Origin of the sequence: Geoglobus acetivorans (genome assembly GCF_039641995.1) — an archaeon.
Classification (GTDB): Archaea; Halobacteriota; Archaeoglobi; order Archaeoglobales; family Archaeoglobaceae; genus Geoglobus; species Geoglobus acetivorans.
Genome location: NZ_CP087714.1, coordinates 866,496 through 878,104 on the forward strand (window position 1 = coordinate 866,496; position 11,609 = coordinate 878,104).

Consider the following 11,609-nt stretch of genomic DNA (forward strand, 5'->3'; position numbering starts at 1 on the left):
TGTTTTCCGAATGGGTCACATTTTTTTGAAGTGATATCCTCTGCTTTCCAGCTCTGCGAGGATATTTTCCACCACCTGAGACGATTCCACCTCGAAAACTATTTTCAGTGCTGTGTGCCATGCCGGCGCTCGCAGATCCTCTCTGTGGTGGATCACATCTATGATGTTGCCCCTGTGTCTGGCAATTATTCCCGTAACCTCGCTGAGGTTTCCGGGAGAGTCGGGAACGAATCCGTATATGACAGCAAGCTTGCCTGAATTGGCAAGGGCCCTGATAATCAGTTTGTAAATTGCAGTCAGGTCTATGTTTCCCCCCGAGATGACCACTGCCACATTCTTTCCTCTAACATCCACTTTGTTTCCGAGAAGGGCCGCCACCCCGGCGGCGCCGGCACCCTCTGCAAGAACCTTCTCTTTTTCGAGGAGATAGTGAATGGCTCTCGCAATTTCATCCTCGTTTACCGTTACTATCTCGTCCACAAGGGATTTTACAATCCTGAATGTGTTTTTGCCAGGTCTCTTCGTGGCAAGACCGTCGGCTATTGTTGGTTTTACCTCTGTAACCGTAATTTTGCCCAACCTCATGGATTCTGCAAACTTGGGTACGTTTTCAGGCTCCACTCCAATGATCTCCACGCTGTCCGTGAAAATTTTCATCACTGTCGAAATACCCGAAATGAGTCCACCTCCTCCCAATGGGACGATTACCGTGTCTATTTTACTTATCTGTTCGACCATTTCCCAGGCTATGGTGCCCTGTCCCGAAATCACATCCGGGTCATCAAAGGGGTGGATGAACGCATAACCCCTCTCTTCAGCTATCTCGATTGCTTTCTGCTCGGAATCGTCGTATATTTTTCCGTGCAGTATCACTTCGGCACCGAAATTCTTCACTGCTTCGATTTTTGTTATGCTTGCAGATTCTGGCATCACGACTATACACGGAAGACCAAACACGGAGGAGGCGTATGCAACGCCCTGTGCATGGTTTCCGGCTGATGCTGTTACAATGCCTGAAACACTTCCTGCAAGTTTGCTGACCTTGTAAAGGGCGCCCCGTATTTTGAAGCTTCCTGTCTTCTGAAGGTTTTCAAGCTTGAGGTGAATTTTTCCTCCGGTCAACCTGCTGAGTTCATGGCTGTACTCAACCGGCGTTCTATATGCATGCTCCGAAACGATTTTTCTCGCTTCCTGCGAGCCCTCAAAAATTTTTTTAACCAGTAACGGTATGTTCTCCCCCACAATACCCCGCTCCTTAAAGTTTTTTCACCATGTATTCGAATTCCTTTCTGTATCCGTGTTTCCTGTAATACTCTCTTACGCCCACACCACTTATAACTGCTATCCTGTCATAGTGTTCGCCGGCTATTTCCTCTGCCAGGCTCAGCAACCTCTCCCCAAAGCCTCTGTGCTGGAACGCCTTTTCATCCCTGTCTCCTATTCCAACTGCTTTTCCGTAGACGTGCAGTTCTCTGATCAGGGCAGTATCGTAAAGTTCATGTATGAACGGCTCATCAGGGAATCTGAGTCTTATGAACCCGACGAGAACCTCCCGGGACGGATCCTCGAATGAAATGAAAAACTCCTTTCCACTATTCGCCTCATACTTTCTCACAACCTCCTCAAAGTCTCGTTCTCTGTATTCTTTCAGTCTGTGTCCCGCCTCCCTGCACCTTATGCATCTGCATGAATATCCAAGCTCCTTCAGCCTCTCGTGGATTAGCTGCCTGATGTTTCCCTTGTCCAGTCCAATTGCCCTGTCAACGGGAATATCTCTCTGAATTCGCTGAATTCTCACGTATTCGGGTATGTACTTCTTCGCCCTTGCTACAAGCTCCACGACTTCTTCGGTAGAGTATGGAGTGTATTCACCTCTTTCGTACATCTCGTAGAGCTGGGTGCCTCTGACGACAAGGGTTGGATAAATCTTCAGGTAGTCCGGCCTGAAATCAGGATTTTCGAAGAGAATTCTGAACATTTTCAGATCTCTCTCAAAATCGGAACCCGGCAGACCGGGCATGATGTGATACCCAACCTTGAATGCCGAATCCCTCAACCTTTTCGTCGCATCGACAACGTCCTGGACTCCATGCCCCCTCTGAATTTTTTCAAGCACATCATCGTAAACGCTCTGCACTCCAAGCTCCACCTTTGTCCCGCCAAACCTGAGCATCTCAATTATGTGCTCTTCCCCGGCATAATCCGGCCTCGTCTCGAACGTCATGCCAACGCATCTTGCTTTAGCCCTTTCGTTGTCTTTCTTTGCCTGTTCAAGGTCGCTGTAGAGCTTTTTCTCACTTTCAAAGCTGTTCAGGGCTGAGAAAATTCCGAGAATGAACTTTTGTTTGTAATCTTCCTCTCTTGCCGGAAACGTGCCGCCCATGACGATAATCTCGACTTTATCCACGTCGTGGCCAATCTCCTTAAGCTCACTCAGCCTCGATGTTACCTGTCTGAAAGAATCGTACTCATGCTGCCTGCCTCTCTGTGCGGCGGGCTCGAATCCAATGTAGCTCTGGGGTGTGTTGAATTCCACGCCTCCGGGGCACGGAATGCACTTTCCGTGGGGACATGGTGCCGGAGAAGTCATCACGCTGACAACGGCGACACCGCTTATCGTCCTCACCGGCTTCAGCCTGAGGACTTCCCTAAGCTTTTCATAAAGTGGCTCATTTTTGACTGCCCTCAGAACATCTGCATCAGAAGGGATTGTTGAGAGCGAGTATTTCTTGGCGACTCTCTTTTTAATCCTGGCTATTTCCTTTTTATCCACTTTTCCGATTTTTGCAATTTCGAGAGCAATTTCTCTCAATGCTGCTTGAGACATTCCCTGAAAATACGGAAATGCAGGTTAAAAATTTGACGGAGAAAACTGCAGTTTCATGCTCGGGCGTTGCCGTAAATTTTGGCCTCGTCTGCAATTTCAGCGGAAAGCTTCTTGAGAAAAACCAGGAAACCGAAAATCAGTACGGGAATTGCTCCGAGAGTAACGGGCAAAAACCATTCTGGCATTGCACCTGCAACAGTTCCGACATATATTCCATATTCAATCGCGAGGAGATATAATGTCAAAAATGCACCCATGCCCAGCAGAACTTCAAAATACCTGTTCACCCACCATGCTCTTCTTTCGGCAGGAATTCGGTCGATCATCATGAAGAATGCGGGCAGGTTGATGAGATACGGGTGGTTGTTGATGATGGTGAATCTGTATTTTGCGATAAGGAGGAATATTATAGGGGCAATGCTCAATGCAACGGGCAAAATCATCCAGGTACTTTTATCTCCGTAGCTGTCTGGCTTGCCCTCAAAGTTGAAGTGGGAGGGGATGTTGTCGGGCAGAGTTTGATACGCATATATCGCGAGGACCCAGATCCCCGCAAGACCGAGTAATATCAGGGCTAAAAATATCTGACCTTTCTTAGATATTGGTTCAGGAGGAATCTTTTGGATTTTCATCATTCTTTGTATAATATTAAGTTAGAATTAAAAAATTTTGGAAGGTCTATAGCAGTCTTAGAATATCCCACATCTGATACATTCCAAGTGCCACAGCGGGAATTGATGCGCAGATGAAAGCTTTTCTCAGCTCAATCTCTCTTGCATGCCTCACAGCAAACGTCCAGATCACAAGCCCCCAGATTGTTACTGCAAGGTTGATTATCAAGTTTGAGTAAACGACATCTCTGGGTATAAATGAAAGTATTATGTCCCCCACTGCATCGGGATTTTGAAGCTGAGCAAGGTCTATCTCTGGAATCTCTGCGTTCATCAGGTAATATGCCGAAACTGGGACTGTTATCATGGAACCAACCAAGGAAGGAAGAAATCCCTGCAATAATCATAGCCGGAGCAGCAGGCTTCAAAATTCCTTATGAAATTGTAAGGTATTTGGCTGGCAAGAAAGAAACGATTCTAACAAAAGAAGACATAAAAGAATACCTGACCTTTGCGTTAATCTCCATAATATTAATCGTAATCGCAGCGTGGATAGAGGCGAACGTAACCCTCAAAATTGCCAAAAGTGTGATCGATTTGACAAATGGCTTTAATCGATAATACAGTTCTTTCAAACCTTGTGAAAGCAGGTAGATATGACTCACTAAAAAAGGCTTTTGGGATTGTTATGTGATAGAGCAGGTTTTGGAAGGATTCAGATTTTGGTGTTGGGAATGGAGTCGGAAGTTTTGAGGATGGGGGTAGAGCCTTGGTTAGATTATCCAAAAATTTAATATGTTTTCCATATTTTTGTTTGAGAGGGGCATGAAACGAAAGATCATGCTCAGACTGATGGCCTCAGTTACGCTTGCCGCTATTTATGCATTGATTGCAGAAGTTAGAGGATATGGAATGCTCAATGCTTTTGCAAGTGGTACAGCTGCGTTTATTGCCTGTTACGTAATGCTCATGCCAAAGCCAAGTAAAGAGGGTGATGGTCAGTATAAGATGGGTACATTATTTTCTAAACCAAAGATTATTGAAATTGTCCTGTTCATTGGACTGACATCTATGCTACTGGGTCTGATAGTTTGATAAGATAGGGCTTTGCATCCTACAGTATTTTTTGCATGTGCCAGGAATTATCGGAGCCTGTGGTTCGTTTGAATCTGGAATAAATTTTAATTTTTTCAGGTCGAATTGCAAGTGCATGAACAGCAGGAACACGATTGGCAGATTGCTGGAACTCATAAAATCCTGCAATGGTGAGCTTGTGGCTCTGACAGGCGCGGGCATATCCGCAGACAGCGGGATACCCACATTCAGGGGGAAAGACGGTCTCTGGAACAAATATAGGCCTGAAGAGCTTGCGACTCCTGAGGCATTCAGAAAAGATCCTGTGCTTGTGTGGGAGTGGTATGCATGGAGGATGAATCTCGTGTTCAACGCAAAACCCAATGATGCACACATTGCTCTGGCGCTCCTCGAGAGAAAGGGTTTGCTGAAAGCCGTTGTAACACAGAACGTGGACAATCTGCACGAGAGGGCGGGAAGCAAGAATGTCGTCCATCTTCACGGCAGGATTGACGAGGTGAGGTGTACTGAATGCGGCAGGGTCGAGAGACTGAATAAAGCTCCGGAAACGATTCCACCCGTATGCGATTGCGGAGCATTGATGAGACCAAACGTTGTGTGGTTTGGGGAACCCCTCCCTGTTGATGCACTCAATCTCGCAGTCGAGCTGTGCAGCCAGAACAGTGTTATCGTAATCGGTACCTCTGCAGTGGTTTATCCTGCTGCACAGCTCCCGTACTATGCAAAGAATGCCGGAAATACAGTCGTTGAAGTAAATCCGGAAATCACTCCTCTTACGGACCTCGCAGACCTGTCCATAAGACAGCGGGCTGGCGAGGCTTTCAGGCAGATCAGAGCTATTTTAGAAGCGGGAGACTCCCCGTAATTTTATCGATCCTGTCGCTCCTTTCGGGACCGATAACGACAGCGGTTATTGTTCCGGGAGGGATTTCAGTAAGACCTGCATCCTTCACGTAAGCGCTTGGCAAACCATTTTTTCTGGCCATGTCAAAGATCCTCATAAGGTTCTCGAGATTTTTAACCTTCAGAACAATCTTTTTCTGTCCTTCAAGTTTCCACTTCTCTCTGGTTGATCTATCCGAAATTTCATAACCAAGAATCGCCGCATGGGCTACCTGAACTGCCAGCTTCCCTTTAGATAGCTGCAAATCTTCCCTGACTATGATTACCTGCTTGTACTCACTCCTCTCCGAACCCATACTTCTCAAGCTCTTCGAGACTCACCGGTTTGGACTTTTCCACCATCCACTTTTCTCCAATCTCCTTTGCCTTCTCTTCGTCAAATTCTTCGAGCGCCAGACCATCACCGTCCTCTTTTACAGCAGATAGCGGGACCCCAAAGAACTTATCCGAGCTTTTTATTATCAGATGATCGCCATAGACATCGATGCTCTCCCCGATTTCTTTCCCGTTCATGAACACGAATCTGCAGATGAGATCCATGCAAAGACTTTGCAGAATTTAAATAAATTATTTGCGAAATGCACGGCGAAAGACATATCCCCTTCGTGGAAAGATTACAGTGATGGATGAATACATGAGGGTTTGCCCCAGATGTCTCAGCAGTGATGTTGAGCCGGATCTCTACACTCCTGCGGCTGTTGCCTACGGGGCGCTGAACTCGTACAGATGCAACTCCTGTGGGCATACTGGCGTGTTTTTCCCTGAATTCAGAAAAGAGGACCTGATGAATACTGAAAAACTTCAGATTGAAGAAAACGGCGCTTTTGAAGGCACCTCATTTGCAGGGGGATTTTATTCTGCCGTAATTCTCTTTTCTGCACTTGGGCTTGTGCTTTCGATGCTGTATTACATGCTCTATCTCGATCATCTATTTCTGCTGGCATTTTCAGTGTATCTGGTAATTCTTATCTCGAACTTTCGCATGGGAATAAGGGAATCGCTGTTTTACAGAATGAGCCTGCTGGTCTCCTTAGTCCTTTATTCAGTGTTTTTCAGGTCGCTGTGACAAATCATCAGATTTATTAATCTGTCCGGTCCATTCAGCACAATGAAGATTTACGTCCCCTTCAAGCCCGAAAATCCTAAATCGAGGCTGTCGGGTGTGCTTTCACCTGATGAAAGGAAAAAGCTCGCTTATTTCATGCTGCTTGACGTTATTGATGCTTGTGGAGATTGTACTGTTGTTTCAAGCTCTTCCAGCAAACTTCTCGAAGGGATAAAGCACGAAATTGATAATCGAAGCCTTGACGAAGCTGTAACCTCCCGGATTAAGCAGAATGATGCCGCCATCATCATGTCCGACCTTGCCCTTTTGACTGAAAAAACGGTTGAACGCTTTATCGAAATGGATGGTGACGTTGTCCTGGCTCCGGGAAGAAAAGGCGGGACAAACATGCTTCTCTCAAGAAGCAGGCAATTTTACACCTCATATCACTACGGAAGTTTTTTCAAACACGTCGATATATGCAGAAAATTGAAGCTTGAATGCAGAATTTTCGACTCCTTTTTTGCAAGCGTCGATATCGATGAGGAAGATGATCTGCTCGAACTTGTCCTCCACGGAAGAGGGAAGAGAAGCTACGAGTATCTGGAAGACCTTGGCTTTTACGTTGATCTGTCTGGAAAAGATCCGAAACTCGTGAGAGAATAGGTATTCCAGCACCTGTTTGGCGCGGATTTTTAAAAAATGAAATTTTTAAAAGATCAGCTCTTCAAGCATGTCTTTTTCGGTTGCAATTCTTATTTCGCGGGCAATTCTCCTGCCCATATACATGTTCTCCCCGAAGAGGATGTATGAGTACGGTGAGGCAGGAATCCCTACGCTGCTCCCTGCGACTATCCTTGCGGATATCTCAAAATAGTAGATTGTTCCGTTCTCGTCGATAACGCTTTCAAGGCAGAATGGTCCCACCATTCCCGGCTCAGCAATTTTTCTGGAGTACTCGTAAACCTGCTCACCATCCTGCAAAATTCTGGAAAGCAGACTCTCCCTCACGATCAGAGGGATGTTTCCCACAACCGTATATGTCGGGATCAGGTCTGTTTTGAGCTGTTCATCAGCAGGAATCCTGCCGAAACCATCTACGTTTGACTCATACCTTCTGTCGATAGCTATAAGCTCAATTCTTGAATTGACCGGAGAGTAAAAGAAGGAGAAGTACACAGGTACACCAAGGACGTATTCCTGTATGTGTGCCTTGTTAATATCGTCTTTGGATATTATTCCTCTCTTAACCAGTTCCTCAGCCTTGCTCAGAAAATCTTCCTTTGATGCGGCGATGAAGTAACCCTTACCTCCCCTTGCACCGGGATACTTCACAATTGCGAGACCGTCAATCTCGTCGGGCGAACGATAAGTCTTTGGTACATTAAGTCCGGAATTTACGAGCCAGTCTCTCTGCTTCTCTCTTACTGTTTCCCATTCCATGAGGATTCTGTTTCCGAAAACCGGGACTTTCAGACTGTAAAGACTGCCGATGTAAGCATTGTAGCTACCGTGAGGGATTAAAATTGTGTTCATCTCGATTAGTTTCTTCTGAATACCATCGTCGAGAAGCTGTCTGAAGTCGTCCACCTCTATTATGTGGTCTGCAACTCCAAAATTGCGGTAAACAAAGCTCTCTCTTTTCCTGACTATACATACAGTCTCAAAACCTTCTTCTTTGGCGCCTTTGAGAATGTTCAGAGCTGAATGGCTGCCTATTGTTCCTATTCTTATGTTTTCTTTATCGTAGTTTTTCAGAGTTGCGAGAATCAGCTCTCTGAGTTTTTCCATGTATCTGTTTTGCCAACACGGATATAAGATTTACCGTTCCGGATATTTTTGTTCGTTTTTCTTTATTTTGTCCATTAGAGCCTTTTCAACGTCAATTTCACACTCATGTGCGAGTAGGAGGAGATAGATAAGCACGTCACTGATCTCTTCCCCAATTCTCCTTCTGTAATCCTCGTTTTCAAGCTCTTTTAAAATTTCATCATCTTTCTTCCACTGAAACATCTCTAAAAGCTCTCCAACTTCTATGGCGACAGATAGAGCAAGATTTTTCGGAGTATGGTATTTTTTCCACTCCCTTCGGTTTCTGAAATCGATTAGAATTTCTATGATGTCCGAAATGTGCATGATCGTGTATTTGGATAGGACAATATTTGTTTTTCCAAAATCTGCCCATAAGGAGTATTTGTGGTGAAGGTGGCACTGTTATTTCAAAGTGGTTATGCGGGCTGAAACTTCACTGTTCTCTTTCTGACCTCTCTGCTTTCATCTCTTCGTAAATGTCGAGAAATGCCGTGAGTGAGACAGGTATTGCAAGCTCCGTTGGGAAAGTTATGTATGGGCTGAGATCAACGACAAAATCCGCAAGTCTCAGGACTCCTTTTGGAAGGCCGGTTCTGCTTCCCGCAAAGATTACAATTTCGTTTGCTCTCTCGAATGCTCTTTTAAGCTCATCTCTAACGTCCGAGATTTGCTTTCCGGTGGGGTCTGTGGCGATGACAACGTTTTTTCTCCGTTTTTTATCTCTGAGTGTCTGGAAGAGGTCGTGAACGAGTATTTTCGTTTCCCTGACCTCTCTGGCATAGCTTCTTCTCTGAATGCTGAGCCTTGACAGTTTGCCTCTCCTCACACCCCTGAGGAATTCAAACAGCTCTTCAGCATCAACATATCCGTAAGGTGCTATTATCAGTTCCTTTATCTCAAACGATTGTGCGTTTCTTCCAATCCTCTCTCCAATCTCTCTTGCCCCTTTCAAATTCTCAAGATAGGGCGTCTGGACAAAAGAGACCTTCTCAAAGAATCTAAGGCTATTGGCTTTTTCTGGGGTGTACTTTCTCCTCTCCTCTGCGCCGTCGAGGATGCCGATGAATGTTCTTTCGTTGACGACCTCCACATACACTGCCTTGTCTGGCGAGTTCAGGTCGACATCCTTGCCACTCATCTCCTGAATCCGCTTTCCAAGCTGAATGCTTATGTCCATGCTGCTGAATCTGTGTTTCAGTCCCCTTCTCGTAGCTCTGACGGCGAAGGTATCGAACTCCCCCATTGCCTTTACGATTTCTTCTGCTTTTTCGAGGATTCCACTCAGGCTGCTCTCAATCTCAAAAAGGACGGGTATTGCTCTTTCAACTTCTGGAACCTGTCGGACCTGTTCAAGTTCACCAGAATGGACTATAAGGATTCCGAGATATCCTGCCGGCCTCACTTCTATTTTTACGTCATTTATAAGCTCTTTTATGTTCTGTGCGGCAATGTACTCCATTCCTCTCTGTGTTTTTACGAAAATCATTATTGAGTCCGTATCTGTCAAGGTTTTTTATATGTTCTCCTCTCTTAAGTCTCTCATACGATTTTTCTGAACTTGAAGATGGCTCTCCTGAATATTTCGGCAGAGAAAACGAACAGTATCAGCGAGAAGCCTTCCAGAATCTCGTAAGCATTCTCATCCCCGGCCAGTTTCATCAGTACGGCAAGTGAAAACGTGGCCAAGGACATGGATATGCCCGTCAGTCCATCGAGAGAGGGTATGGGAGAGTGTATTATATCTGACTCGATTTTTTTCTCCTTTAGGGTGTAGTAAATCAGTGTGAGGGCTATCGGAAACGAGAATATGTATATCATCTCGGACAGCATTGCGATAAATCTGATTGATCCTCTGAAGTGGTAGGACTCTACGGAGATGAGCCAGAAGACGCCGAGGTAAATTAGCGGAAGACCAACTCTGTTGAGATTCACGCTTTCCACGTCAAAATTAAGGAATTTGAGCAGTTTAATGCACCCGTAGGTGTGTATTGTTATCGAGACCGGGACAACCAGCAGGATATATGTGAGGAGGGTTATCCTGTCTATATCAAAGTGGATCAGGCCGAACTCTTCGACAAGCTCCAGAAATTCCGAGAGGATTATTACCAGAAATACTGAGGAGGTGAGGAGAAAATATGTGGTTACGAATTTCCAGACCTCTGGATTGAGCAGCTTCTCTCTCCTGCTGTTGAGTATCAGTACCGTGAAAAAGTAGGCTGTCAGGATGGAGATTGTGGGTATGACTGAAATGTTCATTGAAAGTTTCTAAACTTTATATTTTAATATGTCTTTCGTTAAACAGAGAGTCGGCGAAAAATTTCAAAAGATTAATATTGTTTTTTGCCGAAAGCTTTCTGGTGGTTTTAATGAAGGTGAACGGAGTTGAGGTTGAGGAGACTTTTGCAGAAGCTTTTGATATAAAGATCGCGAGGGTCTTGATAACTGCCTACGACTACGACTGGGCTCACGTGGCCGCAAACGAGGCAACCGGTTTTGGAACTTCTGTGATCATGTGCCCTGCCGAGGCAGGAATCGAGAAAAGAGCCCTACCGTCTGAGACCCCGGACGGGAGACCGGGTTACTACATCCAGATCTGCCACATGAGCAAGAAGGGTCTCGAACAGCAGCTGCTTGCAAGACTCGGCCAGTGTGTTCTCACCGCACCAACAACAGCGGTGTTCAACGGCCTGCCTGATGCGGAAGAGAAGTTCGACACTGGAAACAAGCTCAGGTTCTTTGCCGATGGCTTTGAAAAACAGGTGGATGTTGGTGGCAGAAAGATGTGGGCAATCCCGATGATGGAGGGCGATTTCCTCATTGAAAATGACATAGGTTACGTTAACGGAATTGCAGGAGGAAACTTCTTCATAATGGGTGAAACCCAGCCTTCAGCTCTCGCTGCTGCAAAGGCAGCGGTTCAGGCCATTGCGGATGTTGAGGGAGTTATCACACCATTCCCTGGAGGGATAGTAGCTTCAGGTTCCAAGGTTGGAGCTAACAAGTACAAGTTCCTGAACGCAACAACCAATGAGAAGTTCGCGCCAAGCATAAGGGAGCAGGTTCCGGAAACCCACGTTCCAGAGGGCGTTAAAGCGATTTACGAAATCGTCATAAACGGAATCAGCGTTGAGGCAATCAAGGAAGCAACGAGAGTTGGAATTGAAGCGGCAACGAAGATACCTGGAGTTGTGAAAATAACAGCTGGAAATTACGGAGGAAAGCTTGGAAAGCATCTCATTCATCTGAATGAGCTGTTCTGATTCCCGGATTTTTTAATATTTTTATTTGGACAGTCAGTACCGGTAGAATAGAACTT

15 protein-coding genes and 1 pseudogene are annotated in these 11,609 nt (G+C 45.6%); 6 read left to right on the plus strand and 10 right to left on the minus strand.

Going from position 1 to position 11,609, the window contains the following annotated elements:
- Positions 1 to 15 precede the first annotated feature (15 nt).
- From ilvA to LPQ35_RS05125, 4 genes are read right to left on the minus strand one after another with little or no spacing between them, the layout of a single operon-like run.
- The gene (ilvA, locus tag LPQ35_RS05110) at positions 16 to 1,242 is read right to left on the minus strand and encodes a threonine ammonia-lyase (protein WP_203218994.1); all 1,227 of its coding nucleotides are present in this window, start codon (positions 1,240 to 1,242) and stop codon (positions 16 to 18) included.
- A 13-nt stretch (positions 1,243 to 1,255) separates the two neighbouring features.
- Positions 1,256 to 2,827, minus strand: a complete 1,572-nt coding sequence (locus tag LPQ35_RS05115; protein ID WP_193807610.1) for a tRNA uridine(34) 5-carboxymethylaminomethyl modification radical SAM/GNAT enzyme Elp3 — start codon at positions 2,825 to 2,827, stop codon at positions 1,256 to 1,258.
- Between the two features lie 53 nt (positions 2,828 to 2,880).
- The gene (locus LPQ35_RS05120) at positions 2,881 to 3,462 is read right to left on the minus strand and encodes a DUF1648 domain-containing protein (protein WP_193807611.1); all 582 of its coding nucleotides are present in this window, start codon (positions 3,460 to 3,462) and stop codon (positions 2,881 to 2,883) included.
- Between the two features lie 43 nt (positions 3,463 to 3,505).
- Complete coding sequence (locus LPQ35_RS05125; RefSeq protein WP_193807612.1) at positions 3,506 to 3,805, minus strand: YIP1 family protein; 300 nt, start codon at positions 3,803 to 3,805, stop codon at positions 3,506 to 3,508.
- Between the two features lie 20 nt (positions 3,806 to 3,825).
- Between LPQ35_RS05125 and LPQ35_RS05130 the strand changes: the two are divergent.
- From LPQ35_RS05130 to cobB, 3 genes and pseudogenes are all read left to right on the plus strand, one after another.
- Positions 3,826 to 4,059: pseudogene (locus LPQ35_RS05130) on the plus strand (stage II sporulation protein M); the annotation flags it as partial.
- Positions 4,060 to 4,263: 204 nt separating this feature from the next.
- Entirely contained in the window at positions 4,264 to 4,533 is a 270-nt protein-coding gene (locus LPQ35_RS05135; protein ID WP_193807614.1) for a hypothetical protein, read from the plus strand.
- Positions 4,534 to 4,648: 115 nt separating this feature from the next.
- On the plus strand, positions 4,649 to 5,398 hold the full coding sequence (gene cobB, locus LPQ35_RS05140; RefSeq protein ID WP_193807615.1) for an NAD-dependent protein deacetylase: 750 nt from the start codon (positions 4,649 to 4,651) through the stop codon (positions 5,396 to 5,398).
- On the opposite strand, the gene pth2 is transcribed toward cobB, so the two are convergent.
- Both pth2 and LPQ35_RS05150 read right to left on the minus strand, forming a co-directional pair.
- The gene (gene pth2, locus LPQ35_RS05145; RefSeq protein WP_193807616.1) at positions 5,370 to 5,732 is read right to left on the minus strand and encodes a peptidyl-tRNA hydrolase Pth2; all 363 of its coding nucleotides are present in this window, start codon (positions 5,730 to 5,732) and stop codon (positions 5,370 to 5,372) included. The two genes, cobB and pth2, sit on opposite strands and share 29 nt — an antisense overlap.
- Positions 5,713 to 5,976 (minus strand): DUF5749 family beta-barrel protein, encoded by a 264-nt coding sequence (locus LPQ35_RS05150; RefSeq protein ID WP_193807617.1) that lies wholly within the window; start codon positions 5,974 to 5,976, stop codon positions 5,713 to 5,715. Before LPQ35_RS05150 ends, pth2 begins: the two co-directional genes overlap by 20 nt.
- Positions 5,977 to 6,058: 82 nt before the next feature.
- Here LPQ35_RS05150 and LPQ35_RS05155 point away from each other — a divergent pair, with 82 nt between their 5' ends.
- Together LPQ35_RS05155 and cofC are read left to right on the plus strand one after the other, a co-directional pair.
- Positions 6,059 to 6,502, plus strand: coding sequence for a hypothetical protein (locus LPQ35_RS05155; RefSeq protein WP_193807618.1), 444 nt, complete (start codon positions 6,059 to 6,061; stop codon positions 6,500 to 6,502).
- Positions 6,503 to 6,544: 42 nt separating this feature from the next.
- The gene (gene cofC / locus LPQ35_RS05160; RefSeq protein WP_193807619.1) at positions 6,545 to 7,147 is read left to right on the plus strand and encodes a 2-phospho-L-lactate guanylyltransferase; all 603 of its coding nucleotides are present in this window, start codon (positions 6,545 to 6,547) and stop codon (positions 7,145 to 7,147) included.
- 45 nt (positions 7,148 to 7,192) lie between these two features.
- Here the strand turns inward: cofC and LPQ35_RS05165 are convergent, their stop codons facing one another.
- The 4 genes from LPQ35_RS05165 to LPQ35_RS05180 form a co-directional block, all read right to left on the minus strand.
- Entirely contained in the window at positions 7,193 to 8,272 is a 1,080-nt protein-coding gene (locus tag LPQ35_RS05165) for a formate--phosphoribosylaminoimidazolecarboxamide ligase (protein WP_193807620.1), read from the minus strand.
- A 30-nt stretch (positions 8,273 to 8,302) separates the two neighbouring features.
- Positions 8,303 to 8,617, minus strand: a complete 315-nt coding sequence (locus tag LPQ35_RS05170; RefSeq protein ID WP_203218995.1) for a MazG-like family protein — start codon at positions 8,615 to 8,617, stop codon at positions 8,303 to 8,305.
- A gap of 109 nt (positions 8,618 to 8,726) precedes the next feature.
- Positions 8,727 to 9,779 carry an SPOUT family RNA methylase gene (locus LPQ35_RS05175; RefSeq protein WP_193807621.1) on the minus strand — a complete coding sequence of 351 codons (1,053 nt, stop codon included), beginning with the start codon at positions 9,777 to 9,779 and terminating at the stop codon, positions 8,727 to 8,729.
- A 53-nt stretch (positions 9,780 to 9,832) separates the two neighbouring features.
- On the minus strand, positions 9,833 to 10,549 hold the full coding sequence (locus LPQ35_RS05180; RefSeq protein ID WP_193807622.1) for a hypothetical protein: 717 nt from the start codon (positions 10,547 to 10,549) through the stop codon (positions 9,833 to 9,835).
- A gap of 110 nt (positions 10,550 to 10,659) precedes the next feature.
- On the opposite strand from LPQ35_RS05180, the gene fhcD reads away from it, so the two are divergent.
- On the plus strand, positions 10,660 to 11,553 hold the full coding sequence (fhcD, locus tag LPQ35_RS05185) for a formylmethanofuran--tetrahydromethanopterin N-formyltransferase (protein ID WP_193807623.1): 894 nt from the start codon (positions 10,660 to 10,662) through the stop codon (positions 11,551 to 11,553).
- Positions 11,554 to 11,609 lie beyond the last annotated feature (56 nt).

Coding starts and splice junctions, on each gene's coding strand:
- LPQ35_RS05115 (WP_193807610.1), bottom strand. CDS start 2,827: ATGTCTCAAGCAGCATTGAGAGAAATTGCTCTCGAAATTGCAAAAATC.
- LPQ35_RS05120 (WP_193807611.1), bottom strand. CDS start 3,462: ATGATGAAAATCCAAAAGATTCCTCCTGAACCAATATCTAAGAAAGGT.
- LPQ35_RS05125 (WP_193807612.1), bottom strand. CDS start 3,805: ATGATAACAGTCCCAGTTTCGGCATATTACCTGATGAACGCAGAGATT.
- LPQ35_RS05135 (WP_193807614.1), top strand. CDS start 4,264: ATGAAACGAAAGATCATGCTCAGACTGATGGCCTCAGTTACGCTTGCC.
- cobB (WP_193807615.1), top strand. CDS start 4,649: ATGAACAGCAGGAACACGATTGGCAGATTGCTGGAACTCATAAAATCC.
- pth2 (WP_193807616.1), bottom strand. CDS start 5,732: ATGGGTTCGGAGAGGAGTGAGTACAAGCAGGTAATCATAGTCAGGGAA.
- LPQ35_RS05150 (WP_193807617.1), bottom strand. CDS start 5,976: ATGGATCTCATCTGCAGATTCGTGTTCATGAACGGGAAAGAAATCGGG.
- LPQ35_RS05155 (WP_193807618.1), top strand. CDS start 6,059: ATGGATGAATACATGAGGGTTTGCCCCAGATGTCTCAGCAGTGATGTT.
- cofC (WP_193807619.1), top strand. CDS start 6,545: ATGAAGATTTACGTCCCCTTCAAGCCCGAAAATCCTAAATCGAGGCTG.
- LPQ35_RS05165 (WP_193807620.1), bottom strand. CDS start 8,272: ATGGAAAAACTCAGAGAGCTGATTCTCGCAACTCTGAAAAACTACGAT.
- LPQ35_RS05170 (WP_203218995.1), bottom strand. CDS start 8,617: ATGCACATTTCGGACATCATAGAAATTCTAATCGATTTCAGAAACCGA.
- LPQ35_RS05175 (WP_193807621.1), bottom strand. CDS start 9,779: ATGATTTTCGTAAAAACACAGAGAGGAATGGAGTACATTGCCGCACAG.
- LPQ35_RS05180 (WP_193807622.1), bottom strand. CDS start 10,549: ATGAACATTTCAGTCATACCCACAATCTCCATCCTGACAGCCTACTTT.
- fhcD (WP_193807623.1), top strand. CDS start 10,660: ATGAAGGTGAACGGAGTTGAGGTTGAGGAGACTTTTGCAGAAGCTTTT.